Genomic DNA, 16100 nt, shown 5'->3' with positions numbered 1-16100 from the left:
TATCTGCTTCTGTTAAACTTCATTCAGTACGGTGCCATGTAATTCATATTCAAGTGTTTTGTCAGTGTGTGTGTGTTTATCCAAATCTACTCGTGTGAGCGTACTGAATGGCTTCTGATCACCCGGACTGAAAATTGCTTCATCATTCTCTGGATTCCATAGGCTGTAAATACTCATGATCGTATCCTCCTCCTTTGGATGAGAAGACTAGTAATTCCCAAACTTGATCATCATCTAACGCTTCAATTGACTCTAACGCTGATCACCGGGACTAAACACCGCTGCGTCATTCTCTTTGTTCCATTGGCTTCTGATTGTACTCATCATGCACATCATCTCCTTTGGTGAGAATGTCTTACAGTATTTTTATACCCGGATGGGACAGGTTAAAACATATATTTTTTAAAAAACATGATTTTATCCAGAAATCCATGTAATAAAACCAACTTCCTTTACTATTAAACAGGTTGACTTGTATTGTTCGATTTTTTGCGGGAATGTTTTGAATTAGATAGTTTAACAAACCCCGTCAGATGGAGCATGCCCACGTTTTCGTCGTCCCCTGGTGGACTGACTTTAAAAGCGGATGGGCTTCGTACCCAGTCAACGTACAATTTCTGTAAGCGGGCCTGGTTGATAAGTTGGGAAAAGCTCCGGGCTCGTGAAAATTAAAGAACCATTTTTACTATATTGACAAATCATTATTATAAAGTGATATAATTTTAAATTGTATGCATGACGAAAAAGTAGGAGATAGGATCAAATGAATCAACCATTAATTAATATTGAGAGTAAATTCAGACCAGAAATCGAAGGGCTGCGCGTTGTTGCCGCACTGCTTGTAGCGGTATATCATATATGGTTAAATCGTGTTTCTGGCGGTGTTGATGTTTTCTTTGTAATTTCAGGTTTTCTGATTACCACTTCAATTGTTTCCACAATTAATCGTACAGGGGAATATCGTTTTCGGCCATATGTCACAAAGTTAATGAAAAGATTACTTCCTTCTGTATTTTTCATTCTTGCAATTGTTCTGGTTTTAAGTTGGTTTTTATTACCTAAATCAATTTTAGATAAAACTATACATGAAGTATTTGCCTCAATGTTTTTCTATCAAAACTGGCAATTGGCTTTTTCGAGCACGGATTATTTAGATTCCAGCCAAATGAAAACGCCTGTTGAACACTTTTGGGCTTTGTCCATACAAGGACAATTTTATATCATCTGGTTTTTGGTATTCACTTTAATTTTATTTTTAATAAAAAAATATAAATTAACTAAAGTTAAAACATTAATCAATACCATTTTAGTAATATTATTTGTTTCTTCTTTTATATATTCAATATATTTAACCTCCGTCAATCAGCCATGGGCTTATTTCATTACGATGACACGTGTATGGGAATTTGCTTTGGGCAGTTTGCTCTGTATCAATTTATCAGCAATCAAGGTAAATAAATATATTGCTACAGTGATAGGCTGGCTCGGATTAATCGGATTAATTTTAACTGGAATAGTCTTCAATGTATCTGAAATGTTTCCAGGGTATATTGCCTTATGGCCAATGACCTGTGCATTATTCATTGTATTGTCTGGTACACGCGATACGAAATATGGTGTCAAACGCTTTTTAGGTTCGCCGGTAATGGTGAAGCTAGGTGGAATTGCTTTTGGAATCTATTTGTGGCATTGGGTATTATTGGAGTTCTATCGTTATAATGTCCAGGAAACTCCAGGATTCATCGTCGGAACTCTTATTATCATTTCATCAATTGCCCTATCGTTTTTAATGACTCGATTTATAGAAGAACCAATCCGAAGCTCGAAGGACAATAAATTCTCATTCAAGAGACTTGGGATAATGGGCAGTGTGAATGTACTTTTGATTGCATCACTTTTAATTGGAACATATATCGATCAAAATAGGCTGGAAAATAATATAAACGATAAAAATTATCCAGGAGCGTTAGCTGTAAAAAACCCTGACGATATACCTGATCAAGAACCAATTCCATCATATTCCGAAGTCTTTGATGATTTGCCAAAAGCGCATTTGGACGGCAGTAATCAAGGGTTAAAGGAAAGTGACTTGAAAATTGGGGAATATGGCGAAACTGAAAATTACGATGCTACAATTGCCCTGATCGGCAGTTCCCATTCAGAGCATTGGTTAGGTGCCATATTACAAGCGACAAAAGGTGAAAATTATCGTGTATTGAATATGACTCGTTCAGGTACACGTTTTTCAACAGGTTATGCGGATGATGATTTGAAAGGTATCTGGGTCAATAATGTTCTCGATTATCTAAAGGATGCAGATGTAGATCTTGTCATTTCTCACGCTACAGCTTCTGATACGCCCAATAATAAAATACAGCAACAAATGGTTGATCAGCTGCAGTATGTTAAAGATGAATTTGGCATTGAAGTATTAGCGGTTCGTGATGATCCTAGATATAGTTTTAATGTACTGGAATCACTAGAAACAGATGGACTAGAAGAAACTACAAAAAAAATGAATTCAGTAGATAATCAGAAAGACGAAAGCTTTTGGAGACAATTTGAAAAAGAGAATAAATCATTGCATAAAATTGACTTAACAGATTACTTCAAGGTAAACGGTAAATTTCAGCCCATTATTGGTAATGTTATAATTTATCGGGACAATAGACATTTAACGAATACTTATTCTGAAAGTTTCGGACCTGTTTTTGAGGAAAAAATCAACGAGATAGGCTTAATCGAAAAGTAAAGATAGGTATCTTGATATAAAAAGTCTGAGTTCTGTGTTTTACAGGGCTCAGACCTTTTTATACCTATAGAGATTGATGAAGTAGTGGTTACACCATATGAATTACAGAAAAAAACCCTGTTACTAAGCGAATAACCGCGTTGTAACAGGGTTTTTAATTAGCGTCCCAGATAGGAGTCGAACCTACGACCTACAGCTTAGGAGGCTGTCGCTCTATCCTGCTGAGCTACTGGGACATATAAATAAGTCGACGACTTATTTATTATATTTCTTATAGGCAAACTTTTCAAGCTTATAGCACATACTTATGAAAAAAATCTTCATAAATGCTCCAGTCACCACCGAACCTGGGGGAGCTTCAAGGGAACCAAGGGATGCATGCCCTGCATCGAGTACGGGTTTCACCCTGATTATCAGTCGATGGGTTTGCGTCATTGATTGAAAATTCCTCGAATCAATGAAGTTGGGCGGGGCATTTCCAACCTGTTCAGAAAAATCATATAATAATCGATTCTTACATGGTGTATAATGAAGGCAGTGAAAATTATATACATAAGAACGATTTGGTGTCTTAATGACTTAAAAGGGAAGCTGGTGAAATGCCAGCGCGGTCCCGCCACTGTAAATGGGAGCTGACGGCTGTATACCACTGTATGAGATATGGGAAGGTGCCGTTGACGATGACCATGAGCCAGGAGACCTGCCAGAATTCGTACACCTGTAACCTACGCGGATGGGAAGGTGTGTGGCAGACCCTAAGAAAGAGTCCGTAATGATATTGTTGCCATACAAGCACCTTCCGTTTAACGGGAGGTGCTTTTTGTTTTGGGGGTATCTTCCGGGAATGAGTTTTCTTTATTTAGGTGGGAAGAAATTAAATGAAAAGATTGTGGGGAATGAAAATGAAAAAGATTTTTGGTCTGAAGCTGTTGATGTTGCTTACTGCAGGCTTGATGGTTGGCTGCAGTGACGCTAAGGATGAAGGAAAAGAAAAGCAGCAAACAAATCATGCTCAACACGAAGTTTTCCCGGTTACGATTGAAGATGCAACTGGGGAAAAAGTAACGATAGAACAAAAACCGAAGAAAATCGTTTCGTTGATACCAAGTAATACGGAAGTGGTCTTTGCACTTGGTTTGGGAAAAAAGGTCGTCGGTGTATCCGACAATGATAATTACCCGGAAGAAACGAAAGAAATTGAAAAAGTTGGCGGAATGGAAATGAACACAGAGCTGATTGTCTCCATGAAGCCTGATCTTGTTCTTGCGCATGCATCAAGTGCCCATAATTCAAATGAGGGTTTACAGCAACTTAAGGATGCTGGAATAGATGTTCTCGTAGTCAATGATGCACAAAGCTTTGACCAAGTCTATAAGTCTATTGAAATGATTGGACAGGCAACGGGAGAACATGATAAGGCAGAAGAAATCGTTACGGATATGAAAACGAAACTCAAGGATATCCAGGAAAAGGCCAAGTCCGTAAAGGAAGAGGATAGGAAGACCGTTTTAGTGGAAGTTTCGCCTTCACCGGATATATACACACCTGGAAAAAATACTTTCATGAATGAGATGCTTACTATTATTTCAGCGGATAATGCTGCTGCTGAATTGGACGGATGGGCAAAAATTGATGAAGAGTCGATGATTGCTGCAAATCCGGATGTCATCATTACAACGTATGGTTACTATACGAAAGATTCAGTAAGTGAAGTGAAGGGCCGAAAGGGATGGCAAGATGTAAATGCCATTAAGAATGGCCAAGTCTTTGATGTGCATTCAGACTTGGTGACCCGTTCCGGTCCACGTTTAATAGAGGGAGTAGAGGAACTTGCCAAATCAGTCTATCCGAACCAATTTGACAACTAAATGGGCGTTTGCTTATTTGAGTGCGTTGTTGATTTTGTTATTCGCAATGACGATAGGCATTTCCTTTGGTTCGGTGCCAGTACCGGTTCCCGTACTTATGCAAATAATCGGCAAGGAGATTTTCCATTTGCCGATTTCTGCTGATCCGGATGTGATGCTTGCGAATATCGTGATGAACATCCGTTTGCCGCGTGTATTGCTTGCGGGTTTGGTCGGGGCATCACTTGCGATTGCGGGTGCGGCTTTTCAGGGACTGCTCCGGAATCCGCTCGCTGATCCTTATACATTGGGTATTTCATCAGGAGCATCGGTCGGCGCCGTATTGACAATATTCTTGAATATTTCTCTGCCATTCATCGGTATATATACGCTTCCGGCATTGAGCATCTTATGCTCAGTGCTCACGATGCTTTGCGTACTGACGTTTGCAAAAAAAATGGATCGATCGATGAAAGTGGAAACGATCATTTTAACGGGAATCATTTTCAGCTCGTTTTTAAGTGCCTTCATTTCATTGATGATTGCGTTGACGGGTGATGAATTAAGACAAATCATCGGCTGGCTGATGGGAAGCGTTTCAATGCGCGGATGGAATTACATTGCAATCATTTTGCCGTTTTTTATCATTGGTTCATTGATCTTGATCATGAATACAAGTGAATTGAATGCGATGACTTTCGGGGAAGACCGGGCAAAACATTTAGGTGTGAATGTTAAGCGGCGGAAAATGTGGATCTTGATAGCCGGTTCAATATTGACAGGGGCAGCCGTTGCTGTTTCGGGGGCGATTGGCTTTGTAGGATTGGTCATTCCTCATTTTGTCCGAAAGATTTGGGGGCCTGATCATAAACATTTACTTCCGTTGTCATTGTTGATGGGAAGCGGATTCTTAATATTGGCGGATTTTGTGGCACGAACGATCATCGCCCCATCGGAACTGCCGATCGGGGTGATCACCTCACTTATCGGGGCACCTGCATTTGCATTGATTTTATTAAAGAGACGGAGAGAAGGGTAAAAACGGATGCTTGAAGTAAGAGGGTTAACAGGTGGATATCATAACAAAGCTGTTTTGGACTCTGTCTCTTTTGATGTACATAAAGGGGAATTATTCGGGATTCTTGGTCCAAATGGCAGTGGAAAAACGACGCTTTTAAGCATGCTTAGCGGGGTGCTCGATTTTAAAGGCGGAAGCGTACGGATAAGAGGCAGGGATTTGAAGGATTATACGTCAAAACAACTGGCACAGGTCATTGCTGTGCTCCCTCAACATTCCTCATTGGCTTTCTCCTATACAGTAAAAGAGACGGTCTCACTTGGGCGATATGCCCATCAATCAGGTTGGTTCCATAGTTGGTCTGCGGAAGATGAATCGATTGTCCAGCGAGTTATGGAACAAACGGGAGTAGCTGATTTTCAGGATCTTCATTTTGAAAGATTATCAGGAGGGGAGAAACAAAGGGTCTTGCTGGCACAGGCACTTGCCCAGGAGCCGGAAATCCTTTTTTTGGATGAACCTACGAACCACTTGGATCTTTCCTATCAAAAAGATCTTCTTGATCTAATGAGGAAAATGGCAAAAGAGCAGAAGTTGACCGTTATTTCAATTTTTCATGATCTGAATTTGGCCGGATTATATTGTGATCGGCTTATGTTGCTTGAGAAAGGGCAGATTCAAGTTGTTGATGTGCCGAACGAAGTGCTCCAACAAGAACGGATTCAGGATGTATATCATACGACGATCGAAAAACATCCACATCCCGCCCTTCCGAAACCGCAGATGTTCATCGTTCCGGAAAAGCATGGCAATGATACTATCCCATTGGAAATCGATGGTTCTTATTTGACAGTCGGTCCTGAGATGATTCAATTGGATTCTCCGATCCCGCTTAGAACGATGTCTTCTGGAGTGACTGGTTCAGGGACGGGCTGGCATAAATATTTTGTGAATAGGCACGTCCATCATGGCTATGATTGCGTGGATCATCATGTTGAAATGGCCGACTATTTAAAGACTCATGGTTTTGAACCTCAGGAAACGGTAGGGATGATGACAGCTGTCTTTCTGGATACGGTTGCCTTCAAGCTATTAAGAGCTGAAGATTTCTCGGTTTTTATTATCGTGACGGCTGGTGTAGGCAATGCCATCGACGCTTCTTTAGCTGACCGGCATTCTTGGAGTTCCGTTCCAGGAACGATAAATACTTGGATATTCATAAATGGGCATTTGGCAGAAGAGGCTTTCATCCACAGCATAGTCACTGCGACCGAGGCAAAAGTAAAAGCCCTTCATGATTTGCGTGTCATGGATAAGGTGACAAATACATATGCAACAGGAACATCGACAGACAGCATTTTGATTGCGGCAACTCAAAGAGGGGCAAAGCTTCAATATGCGGGCACCATCACTCCGTTAGGGAAGCTGATCAGTCGCGGTGTTTATGATTGTACAGTGGAAGCATTAAAGAATACTTGGAAACGGATTGAGGATTTATGATTTATCATCATCTTTTTGCAGTTACGCTGGCGTTTATCCTTGATCTATTAATTGGTGATCCGCCGAATTGGCCGCATCCAGTCAAATGGATAGGAACGATGATAAGCAAGTTGGATCTGGCATTCAATAGAGGAGCATATAAGAAACGTAATGGACTCTTCATGTTGATCCTTGTCTTATCGGCGGTGTTATTGATTACGGGTCTTACCGTCTATTTGGCATATCGGATCCATCCGCTTGCAGGTATCCTTTGGGAAGCTGTCGTCATTTCCACCACGATAGCTCAGAAGGGCTTGAAGCAAGCTGGGATGGATGTTTGCCTTCCGCTTAATGAACGGGATTTTCCTGAAGCGAGGCTAAAGCTTTCCTATATCGTGGGCCGTGATACTGCTGAGCTTGATGAATCCGAAATCGTCAGGGGCACCGTGGAAACCGTAGCGGAAAATACCAGTGATGGGATTACGGCACCGATGTTTTGGGCAGCATTTGGCGGTGCGCCGCTCGCGATGGTGTACAGGGCGATTAATACCTGCGATTCCATGGTAGGGTACAAAAATGATAAATATGGACAATTCGGATGGGCTTCTGCCAAGCTCGATGATATCGTCAACTGGATTCCCAGCCGCCTCACCGGATTCCTAATGTTGCTGAGCTCGAAATCTCGCCATCATCGATTTGGTGCCAGATGGAAGATATTATTCAATGATGCAAAAAAACATCCAAGCCCGAATAGCGGGTGGTGTGAAGCAGGCGTTGCTGCCATTTTGGGAATCCAGCTTGGAGGCCGGAATATGTACAAAGGAATTGTTTCCGACCGTGCGAGGATGGGAGTTCCGCTTGTTCGATTGGAAGCAAAACATATACCAAAAACGATTACCATCATGCATCGGTCATCTTTTCTATTTTTACTGATGCTATGGCTAGGGGGACTTATTCTTGACATTACCTTCTCATGGCTCTAATCCTCATTATCTTTACGAAGCGCTGGAAATTGAAATGCCTGAATCGGTTCTCGACTTCAGTGCTAACATCAACCCATTGGGTCCGCCTTTACGCATAAAGGAACAGTGGTCTGGGTTTTTCGAAGGAATCCTTCAATACCCAGATCCGCATGCCAGTGAACTGACAAAATCAATCGCAAAAAAAGAAACACTCCCTGAGCAATCCGTTTTGATGGGGAACGGTGGTGCTGAAATCATCATGCTGGTAGCGAACGGATTAGCCAATCAAAGGGTGCTAATCATTCAGCCGGCATTTGCGGAATATGCAGAAGCGTGTTTGGCAGCTGGATGTAAGGTCGATTTTCACCAGCTTGATGCTCCTGAGTGGCAATTGGACTTGGATCGATTGATTCCCCGATTACCCGAATATGATGCAATTTTCTTATGTACGCCCAATAATCCGACGGGCGTTTCATTTAAGCGGGATACAGTTAGGGAATTGATCATTGAATGCCAAAAAGCGGATTGCCTGGTAATCCTGGATGAAGCCTTTTATGATTTTACGGAGGATGCCTTTAGTTATGCTTCTTTAATTCATGTATTTCCACATTTACTCATTCTAAGGTCAATGACTAAAATCTTTGCAATTCCGGGTTTGAGACTGGGCTATTTGCTTGCGGCACCTGACATCATAAAACGGGTAAGAAATTATAAACCGCATTGGAGCGTCAACCATGTGGCACTTGAAGTAGGGAAAATCTGTCTTGCAGAAGAAGCCTATATGAAAAAGACAAGAGACTATATTGCATGGCAAAAGCAAAAACTATTCCGGTTTTATGAGGAGCAGGGGTTGGATGTCTCCGATAGCACAGTCAATTTTTATTTGGTGAAAGATGAATCCTTATCCCTTTTCCCCTTTTTGCTGAAAAAAGGAATCGTACCGCGCCATACCTATAATTTTCCCGGTTTGGATGGAAGGTGGCTTCGGTTTGCAGTGAAGAGTGAACATGATAACGAAGCACTGATGGAGGGGGTAAGACAGTGGAGAAAGCAAGGCTCTGTTTTATAACCGGGGGTGTCCGTTCCGGAAAAAGCAGCTTCGCAGAAAGAAAAGCCCTGGAGTATGCACTCCAATTGGATGGGAACTTGCATTACCTCGCCTGTGGCCGTATCAGTGATGTGGAGATGGGTGAACGCATCCTTAGGCACCGGAAAGATAGAGAAAGCAGCCCGATTGCTTGGAAAACTTCCGAATACGCAACAGATATTACAAGAATAGGGGAGGACATTGATCAGGATTCCATCATTCTGCTTGATTGTCTGACAACCCTGCTTGATAACGAGCTATTTGGCCCAGGTGTTCCGCTTGAAGAAGAATTTTTAAATGGCGTTTTTTCAAAAATAATAACCGGAATCAATGAAATAAGAAAACAATCCAGCTGTTTAATAGTCGTGAGCAATGAATTGGTGCAGGAACCGATTTTCCAGGATGATTTCCTTCATATATACGGAAAAACACTGGGCCAGCTTCATCAAACGATCGTCGGGCAGGCTGATGAAGCCTTTCTTGTAGAAGCGGGAATTCCATTGCGGAAGAAAGGGTGCATGCAGGAATGAGCGGAGTGGTCGGATTTTTAATTAACCTGCAGTTCTTTACGGTTTTTCCAATAAAGAAGCAGCTTCCGATGGAGAAGAAATATATTCACCGTGCCATTCAAACCTTTCCGTTGGTAGGTCTTTTGCTAGGCTTGATATTGGGCGGTGTTTTGTATGCGCTAGTGGAATGGACCCCGTTGTCATCGCTTGCGATTGCCTTTTTCCTTTGGTTTTTGACGATGGCATTAACGGGAGGTTTGCATCTCGATGGCTGGATCGATGCAAGTGATGCTTTTTTTTCCTATCAGGATAAAGAGCGGCGATTGGAAATCATGAAGGATTCCCGGACAGGTGCATTCGGTGTCGTCTCCGTCATAGTCCTATTGGCCGCCCGTTTTCTATTCATCTATGAAATTGTCGAAAGGATAAATGAATGGACATACTTCTTGATCATTGCCCTTCCGCTCTTAAGCAAATGCGTGATGGGTTATTTACTCATCCGGATGCCGCTGGCTAAAAAAGAGGGGCTCGGTGCTTTTTTTCAAAGTGCAGTAAAGAAAAGCAGTTTGCCCATTTATTGGCTGTACCTCCTTGTAAGTCTGGCGATTGCCGGGATCATCGATTTTAAGCTTGTCACCTTATTTTTCATCATGTGTCTGGCTGCGTTTTTTTTCCTGATTTATATAAAACGAAAAATCGTCAGTTGGTTCGGTGGGATAACGGGGGATGTACTGGGGGCATCCGTGGAAGGGGTTGAGCTTTGGTTATGGTTGATATTGTGGCTATTACACTACTTCGTCATGGGCTGACGGAAGCAAATGAACGAAAAGCCTATTTAGGCTGGACGGATTCTCCATTAAGCGTCAAAGGAGAAAAGGAAATACTGGAATTAAGAGGATCTTACCCAACGTATGAAAAAATCCACAGCAGTGATTTGCCCCGCTGTGTGGAAACTGCACGTCTGCTGTTTCCTCATGCAGTTCCGGTCAAGGACCATTTGTTCCGTGAAATGAACTTCGGCAGTTGGGAGGGACGGACGTATCAAGAGTTGAAGACAGATCGAGATTATCTTAATTGGCTGGAACGTCCCATGGAGGCCCTTGTGCCCGGGGGTGAAAGCTATCCGGCATTTTCCGAGCGTGTGAATAAGGGCTGGAACCATTTGATTGCCTGTAAGGAGAACCGAATTGCCCTAATGACGCATGGTGGGGTAATTCGTGACTTATTGGTCCGCTATGCCCCGAAGGAAAAGTCCTTTTTTGATTGGGGAATTTCCCACGGCAGGGGATATGAGCTGATATGGGAAGACCGGGACAGCTTAAGGAGGGGAGAACGTTGCACTTTGTTACAGGAGGCGCCTATAATGGGAAAACTAAATGGGTAAAGCAATTATATGGTTTGGAAAATGATGTCCTTTGGCTATCCGGTTATCGAAAAGAAAAGCCGGAATTGATCGATTTTCAAGGCAAGACTGTTGTATTGCAAGGATTGGATGCATGGATTCAACAAGATGCAGAAAAGATGGATTCAGATTCGATTCGAAAAAGATGGAAGGAAATCATGGCTGATTGGCGAATATGGGAGAAAGAAAAGGATGAACACAATTGCATTGTGATCGGTTCTGATATTTCCAAAGGCATCGTCCCGATCGAAGCAAAAGATCGCAGATGGCGCGATGCCTGCGGATGGGTCTTTCAAGATGTAGCATCCATGTCCAGTCGCGTTGATATCATCTGGTATGGAATTAACCAGCAAATAAAGTAGAGGAGGCAATTGGGATGAAAATCTATACACGTACAGGGGATAAGGGACAAACAAGCGTAATCGGAGGTCGGCTTGATAAGGATGACATCCGTGTTGAATCTTATGGAACGGTGGATGAAGTGAATAGCTATATCGGTCTTGCGGTGACGGAATTGGATTCTGCGATATTTACGGATGTACTGGCCGATCTTGAGAAGATCCAGCATGAGTTGTTTGACTGCGGCGGTGATTTGGCAACCGTTTCCGATAAGGCCCCACAAAAGCTGACGGAAGAGGCCATTACCTATTTGGAAGAACGAATAGATGCCTTCATACTTGAAGCGCCGGAATTGGAAAAGTTCATCCTGCCTGGCGGCTCAAAAGCGGCTGCAACCATTCACATTGCCCGTACCGTTACAAGAAGGGCGGAACGATTGGTCGTTTCATTGATCAAGTCTGGTGCGGCCGTTTCACCATTATCACTTCAATACTTAAATCGTTTGTCAGATTACTTCTTTGCTGTTGCACGTGTGATCAACTTCCGTCTTGGTGTGAAAGATGTGGAATATATCCGCAGCGCAAATGTATTCCGTGGAGGGAAAAGAAAGGAAAAAGAGTAAACATGGATGTAAGAAAAATTAGTGCAATTGCTATATTCATTGCCTTATCGGCGGTAGGGGCGATGATTAAAATCCCTTCCCCGATCGGGAGTATCGCTTTGGATAGTTTCCCGGCCCTTTTGGCGGCTGTCATACTTGGCCCGGTATCGGGGGCTATTGTAGCTGCGCTTGGTCATATCATTTCAGCGTTATTCGGCGGCATGCCACTTGGGCCATTCCACTTTTTGATCATGGTCGAAATGGCAGTCCTGACATGGATGTTTAGCATTTTATATATAAACGGAAAAAAAGTGGGCGCGTTTTTCCTCTTCTTTATCGGCAATGCCTTCATTCTAGCCCTGCCTTTCGCATTCCTGATCAGCCCTGGCTTTTACACGTTGTTGGTTCCGGGATTAACGGCAGCGACGGCGGTAAATGTAGTATTGGCTGCCCTTTTACTGCCACGCTTGGAGCCTGTCTTGAAAAAAATGATTTTTAAAGATGGACTCGCAGAATGAGTGATTCATTGATTTTGCCATTTTCCGAATCGGATTCATTGATCATTTCAAGTGATAATAGCGGCGGAATCGGCCTGAAGGAAAAAGACCTTGTCCATGTCCCTTATGAGGTCGTAGGATATTATTCCTTTCGGGTGGCTGTCATGGAATGTTTGGGCGTTGGCGGGATTCCAGTATCCGTCGTCCTAAATAATTTCTGCGGTGATCAAGCCTGGGAGGACTTGACCAAGGGTGTCAGGAAGGGGCTTGATGAATTGGGGATGGAGAATCTCCCCATTACAGGCAGCACGGAAAGTAACATGCCGCTTCTTCAATCAGCACTTGGTCTTATGGTGATTGGTAAACGGGCGAATGAATGCGTTAAAAAGCAGCATCCTATACGGAAAATAGCTCTGATCGGCAGGCCGCTCGTTGGAGAAGAAGTAATGGAACAGCAAAATTGGATTGCGCCGTTATCTTTATATAAATGCCTATGTGAAATGGAAGGTGTTCAGGCACTTCCAGTCGGCTCAAAAGGGATAGCATATGAATGGGGGCATTTGGATCAAAGTGGTGAAGGTGTTTCTGTGCATATAAGTAATAAAGTCGATATTGCAAAATCATCAGGACCATCCACTTGCTTCCTCATTGCTTATCCTGAACAACTGGAGGAAGAAATCAAGCACCGATCCGGTCCTCTTTTTATTGGTGAATGATTATTTCATGGCTGAATCAGGTATCGAATTTAGTTCACGATGAACTGGTTCGATACTTTTTTCATTGAGAGCTTACCTTATTGAATTCCTTTCAGAAATTGTAGTATCGCGCGTATGGATATTCCGGATGTTGCAGATGCTGTTCAGACAGGGGCAGGTAATAATTTTGGTTAGATGGCACTCATTGACGTAGGAACCATGCTTGGAAAGGCGATGGTCCATTAAGCGGTGCAGAGAGGTTACGAATCCCCGTTTAGGTTCAGTGAACAGATAGTGCATTCAGTGATGGTGATTGACCTGTTTCCTGTATATCTAAGGAATGGGTGTTACAAGCACCCCAGGGTCTAGCGGATCTACCTTGAGCAGTTTCGGCATTACATTGACGATTTCAATGCCGGACTTATTAATGTTGATCGAGACTTTCAGTGCTTTTTTTTGTTAAGATTCTGTGGCGGTTTCATTTTACATTAGGTTGCGCTAGAGGTTTTAATAAAGAAGAACTAAGCCAATTCATGGCCGCCCTCCTCGCCCCAGCTGCATCCATCATCTTGATTATTGGAGCCGGCGGTGCAGATTGGGGGAGCCAGGATTTTGATGATCAAAGGGCTTTCTAATTTAAAAGGCGCGCAAACATTAAAGTCTTGGACTATCGAAACGATTAGATGAGTCGTTTCACTTATCCTAATCTTACTTTTGGACTCAATTGTTTAAGAGAAAGGAGCATGATGTAAATATGGGACAATCAGGTTATATGATGGGAATCGATATTGGCACGACGAGTACGAAGGTGGTCCTTTTTTCAAAAGGGGGGGAGGTTGTCCAATCTTGTTCGAGGGGATATCCTCTTCACAGTCCAACTCCTTCCGTTGCGGAACAAGATCCCAAGGAAATTTATAAAGCGGTCATCATTGCAATAGGCGAGGTTATGATTGCAAGCGGAATAGAAAAGCAAGAACTGGGCTTCATATCGTTCAGTTCGGCGATGCATAGCTTGATCGCGATGGGTAAAGACGGCAACCCGCTGACGAATAGCATTACATGGGCGGATAATCGAAGTGTTGCCTATGCGGAGAAATTGAAGGCTTCGGAACAGGGGATGCAATTGTATCACAGAACGGGAACACCCATTCACCCAATGTCGCCAATCACGAAAATCATGTGGTTAAGAAATGAACATCCCGGGATTTTTAACGAAACGGAAAAATTTATAGGTATTAAAGAATACATCATCTATAAATTTTTCAATGAGTATGTGATGGATTATTCGCTCGCTTCTGCAACGGGCATGTTCAATTTGAATGACCTGAAGTGGGATGAAGAGGCACTCACCATTGCTGGAATCGGGGCTGACAAGCTGCCAGCCCTTGTCCCTACTACGCATATCCTCCCAGGCTTAAGTGAGGAATTAGCTGCAAAAATGAACATTCATTCTGGTACCCCGTTTGTGATTGGCGCGAGTGATGGCGTGCTTGCCAACTTAGGGCAAAACGCAATCAAGCCAGGCGTCCTGGCAGTGACAATCGGAACGAGCGGTGCGGTAAGGACCGTCAGTGACCGGCCGCTTACCGATCCCAAAGGCAGGACCTTCTGCTATGCCCTTACTGAGAATCATTGGGTAATCGGCGGACCGGTCAACAATGGGGGAATCACCTTCCGATGGGCCCGCGATCAATTGGGCCGTGTGGAAATCGAAAAAGCGAAGGCTTCGGGACAGGACTCCTATGAGATTCTGACGGATATGGCTTCTAATATTGCCCCTGGTTCTGATGGGTTGATATTCCACCCGTATATGGCAGGGGAACGGGCACCATTATGGAGTGCCGATGCAAGGGGCTCCTTCTTTGGACTGGCTCTCCACCACACTCGTGACCATATGGTCCGGGCAGTGCTGGAGGGTGTGATGTATAACTTGTACAGTGTCCTTATTGCTGTAAAGGAGCTGGCTGGTGCTCCCGAGAAAATTCATGCAAGCGGCGGATTCGTCCGCTCGAAGCTCTGGCGCCAAATCATGGCTGATATATTCAATCAAAACGTGACAATTCCTGAAAGCTTTGAGAGTTCGAGTTTAGGTGCCGCCGTTCTTGGATTATACGCTTTAGGCGAAATCGAAAGCCTTGATGAGGTTGAGGGTATGGTTGGTGAAACGAATGAACTTGTCCCGATCGAAGAGAATGTTAAAGTGTATGAAGAATTAATGTCGATTTATTTATCCGTGAGCAGGCAATTGGAAGGCGACTACAAGAGGATCGCTGATTTCCAAAGACGCCATTTAGAATAATTTCCAGGGAAAGCACAGATGAGTAAGCACTGTGCTTTTCTTTTTGCCCATTATTTAAAATGGTAAGATGGTAGAAAACGATAAGGGGAATTTCTTATGGGAGCCAGTAAAACGAATGCAATGCGAATTCTTGATAACAAACGTATAGAGTATGAAATGATGAGTTATGATGCCCGCGATGGAAAAATCGACGGGATCACTGTTGCGGACAAGATTGGAAAAGCGCCGGAAACCGTTTTTAAAACGCTTGTTACCCATAACGGACCGCAGCAGCTTTACGTATTTGTCATCCCTGTAGCAACCGAACTGGATTTGAAAAAAGCAGCGAAGGCCGCAGGTGCAAAAAAAATTGAAATGCTTGCGGTTAAAGATCTGCAAAAATATACAGGGTATATTCGGGGGGGCTGTTCCCCGATCGGAATGAAGAGGCAATACCCGACTTTTATCGATGAAAGTGCAACAAACCTGCCTGAAATCATCGTAAGTGGAGGGAAAATCGGTACACAGATCGTATTAAAACCTTCAGAATTCCTGGAAGTCACACAAGCGGAATCTGTAGCCCTAATAAAATAAACTATTTTCCTTTAGGTATTCACCTATTGGGTCTTTTTTT

At 43.2% G+C, this 16100-nt stretch carries 17 protein-coding genes, 1 tRNA gene and 1 riboswitch; of the genes, 16 read left to right on the top strand and 2 right to left on the bottom strand.

From position 1 onward, the window contains the following. Positions 1 to 12: 12 nt before the first annotated feature. Positions 13 to 177, bottom strand: coding sequence for a hypothetical protein (locus tag ACQKNS_RS17955; RefSeq protein ID WP_427644654.1), 165 nt, complete (start codon positions 175 to 177; stop codon positions 13 to 15). A gap of 586 nt (positions 178 to 763) precedes the next feature. Between ACQKNS_RS17955 and ACQKNS_RS17950 the strand changes: the two genes are divergently transcribed. Continuing rightward, entirely contained in the window at positions 764 to 2752 is a 1989-nt protein-coding gene (locus ACQKNS_RS17950) for an acyltransferase family protein (RefSeq protein WP_427644653.1), read from the top strand. Between the two features lie 162 nt (positions 2753 to 2914). Here ACQKNS_RS17950 and ACQKNS_RS17945 read toward each other — a convergent pair. Continuing rightward, positions 2915 to 2988: transfer RNA gene (locus ACQKNS_RS17945), tRNA-Arg, on the bottom strand. Positions 2989 to 3301: 313 nt separating this feature from the next. Then, positions 3302 to 3474, top strand: a riboswitch (cobalamin riboswitch). A 174-nt stretch (positions 3475 to 3648) separates the two neighbouring features. On the opposite strand from ACQKNS_RS17945, the gene ACQKNS_RS17940 reads away from it, so the two are divergent. The 15 genes from ACQKNS_RS17940 to ybaK all read left to right on the top strand — a co-directional run bounded on the left by ACQKNS_RS17940 (position 3649) and on the right by ybaK (position 16060). Continuing rightward, entirely contained in the window at positions 3649 to 4620 is a 972-nt protein-coding gene (locus ACQKNS_RS17940; protein WP_427644752.1) for an ABC transporter substrate-binding protein, read from the top strand. Beyond that, positions 4583 to 5638, top strand: a complete 1056-nt coding sequence (locus ACQKNS_RS17935; RefSeq protein WP_427644652.1) for a FecCD family ABC transporter permease — start codon at positions 4583 to 4585, stop codon at positions 5636 to 5638. Before ACQKNS_RS17940 ends, ACQKNS_RS17935 begins: the two co-directional genes overlap by 38 nt. Positions 5639 to 5644: 6 nt before the next feature. Beyond that, positions 5645 to 7117 carry a heme ABC transporter ATP-binding protein gene (locus ACQKNS_RS17930; protein WP_427644651.1) on the top strand — a complete coding sequence of 491 codons (1473 nt, stop codon included), beginning with the start codon at positions 5645 to 5647 and terminating at the stop codon, positions 7115 to 7117. After that, entirely contained in the window at positions 7114 to 8079 is a 966-nt protein-coding gene (gene cbiB / locus ACQKNS_RS17925; RefSeq protein WP_427644650.1) for an adenosylcobinamide-phosphate synthase CbiB, read from the top strand. The genes ACQKNS_RS17930 and cbiB overlap by 4 nt, the downstream gene beginning before the upstream one ends. Beyond that, positions 8054 to 9127 carry a threonine-phosphate decarboxylase CobD gene (cobD, locus tag ACQKNS_RS17920; RefSeq protein WP_427644649.1) on the top strand — a complete coding sequence of 358 codons (1074 nt, stop codon included), beginning with the start codon at positions 8054 to 8056 and terminating at the stop codon, positions 9125 to 9127. Before cbiB ends, cobD begins: the two co-directional genes overlap by 26 nt. Continuing rightward, positions 9100 to 9675 carry a bifunctional adenosylcobinamide kinase/adenosylcobinamide-phosphate guanylyltransferase gene (locus tag ACQKNS_RS17915; RefSeq protein WP_427644648.1) on the top strand — a complete coding sequence of 192 codons (576 nt, stop codon included), beginning with the start codon at positions 9100 to 9102 and terminating at the stop codon, positions 9673 to 9675. Before cobD ends, ACQKNS_RS17915 begins: the two co-directional genes overlap by 28 nt. Next, positions 9672 to 10463, top strand: a complete 792-nt coding sequence (cobS, locus tag ACQKNS_RS17910) for an adenosylcobinamide-GDP ribazoletransferase (RefSeq protein ID WP_427644647.1) — start codon at positions 9672 to 9674, stop codon at positions 10461 to 10463. Before ACQKNS_RS17915 ends, cobS begins: the two co-directional genes overlap by 4 nt. After that, positions 10421 to 11038, top strand: coding sequence for a histidine phosphatase family protein (locus tag ACQKNS_RS17905; protein WP_427644751.1), 618 nt, complete (start codon positions 10421 to 10423; stop codon positions 11036 to 11038). Before cobS ends, ACQKNS_RS17905 begins: the two co-directional genes overlap by 43 nt. Beyond that, the gene (locus tag ACQKNS_RS17900; protein ID WP_427644646.1) at positions 10990 to 11418 is read left to right on the top strand and encodes a bifunctional adenosylcobinamide kinase/adenosylcobinamide-phosphate guanylyltransferase; all 429 of its coding nucleotides are present in this window, start codon (positions 10990 to 10992) and stop codon (positions 11416 to 11418) included. Before ACQKNS_RS17905 ends, ACQKNS_RS17900 begins: the two co-directional genes overlap by 49 nt. Positions 11419 to 11432: 14 nt before the next feature. Next, positions 11433 to 12017 (top strand): cob(I)yrinic acid a,c-diamide adenosyltransferase, encoded by a 585-nt coding sequence (locus ACQKNS_RS17895; RefSeq protein ID WP_427644645.1) that lies wholly within the window; start codon positions 11433 to 11435, stop codon positions 12015 to 12017. A 2-nt stretch (positions 12018 to 12019) separates the two neighbouring features. Further along, positions 12020 to 12514, top strand: coding sequence for an ECF transporter S component (locus ACQKNS_RS17890; protein WP_427644644.1), 495 nt, complete (start codon positions 12020 to 12022; stop codon positions 12512 to 12514). Continuing rightward, positions 12511 to 13209, top strand: a complete 699-nt coding sequence (locus ACQKNS_RS17885; protein WP_427644643.1) for an ATP-binding protein — start codon at positions 12511 to 12513, stop codon at positions 13207 to 13209. The genes ACQKNS_RS17890 and ACQKNS_RS17885 overlap by 4 nt, the downstream gene beginning before the upstream one ends. Before the next feature lie 425 nt (positions 13210 to 13634). Next, positions 13635 to 13823, top strand: a complete 189-nt coding sequence (locus ACQKNS_RS17880; protein WP_427644642.1) for a hypothetical protein — start codon at positions 13635 to 13637, stop codon at positions 13821 to 13823. A gap of 119 nt (positions 13824 to 13942) precedes the next feature. Continuing rightward, positions 13943 to 15487, top strand: coding sequence for a gluconokinase (gene gntK / locus ACQKNS_RS17875; protein WP_427644641.1), 1545 nt, complete (start codon positions 13943 to 13945; stop codon positions 15485 to 15487). Positions 15488 to 15583: 96 nt separating this feature from the next. Then, complete coding sequence (gene ybaK, locus ACQKNS_RS17870) at positions 15584 to 16060, top strand: Cys-tRNA(Pro) deacylase (RefSeq protein WP_427644640.1); 477 nt, start codon at positions 15584 to 15586, stop codon at positions 16058 to 16060. Positions 16061 to 16100 lie beyond the last annotated feature (40 nt).

The sequence above is a fragment of the Peribacillus sp. NPDC094092 genome (assembly GCF_050279365.1).
GTDB lineage: Bacteria > Bacillota > Bacilli > Bacillales > DSM-1321 > Peribacillus.
The sequence above is the reverse complement of the archived record's forward strand: the minus strand, read 5'-3'. Positions and strand labels throughout refer to the sequence as shown.

What these genes read in the sequence shown, in the direction of transcription:
- ACQKNS_RS17950 (WP_427644653.1), top strand. Translation starts at nt 764, where the DNA reads ATGAATCAACCATTAATTAATATTGAGAGTAAATTCAGACCAGAAATC.
- ACQKNS_RS17930 (WP_427644651.1), top strand. Translation starts at nt 5,645, where the DNA reads ATGCTTGAAGTAAGAGGGTTAACAGGTGGATATCATAACAAAGCTGTT.
- ACQKNS_RS17955 (WP_427644654.1), bottom strand. Translation starts at nt 177, where the DNA reads ATGAGTATTTACAGCCTATGGAATCCAGAGAATGATGAAGCAATTTTC.
- ACQKNS_RS17885 (WP_427644643.1), top strand. Translation starts at nt 12,511, where the DNA reads ATGAGTGATTCATTGATTTTGCCATTTTCCGAATCGGATTCATTGATC.
- ybaK (WP_427644640.1), top strand. Translation starts at nt 15,584, where the DNA reads ATGGGAGCCAGTAAAACGAATGCAATGCGAATTCTTGATAACAAACGT.
- ACQKNS_RS17890 (WP_427644644.1), top strand. Translation starts at nt 12,020, where the DNA reads ATGGATGTAAGAAAAATTAGTGCAATTGCTATATTCATTGCCTTATCG.
- ACQKNS_RS17905 (WP_427644751.1), top strand. Translation starts at nt 10,421, where the DNA reads ATGGTTGATATTGTGGCTATTACACTACTTCGTCATGGGCTGACGGAA.
- ACQKNS_RS17895 (WP_427644645.1), top strand. Translation starts at nt 11,433, where the DNA reads ATGAAAATCTATACACGTACAGGGGATAAGGGACAAACAAGCGTAATC.
- gntK (WP_427644641.1), top strand. Translation starts at nt 13,943, where the DNA reads ATGGGACAATCAGGTTATATGATGGGAATCGATATTGGCACGACGAGT.
- cbiB (WP_427644650.1), top strand. Translation starts at nt 7,114, where the DNA reads ATGATTTATCATCATCTTTTTGCAGTTACGCTGGCGTTTATCCTTGAT.
- cobS (WP_427644647.1), top strand. Translation starts at nt 9,672, where the DNA reads ATGAGCGGAGTGGTCGGATTTTTAATTAACCTGCAGTTCTTTACGGTT.
- ACQKNS_RS17940 (WP_427644752.1), top strand. Translation starts at nt 3,649, where the DNA reads ATGAAAATGAAAAAGATTTTTGGTCTGAAGCTGTTGATGTTGCTTACT.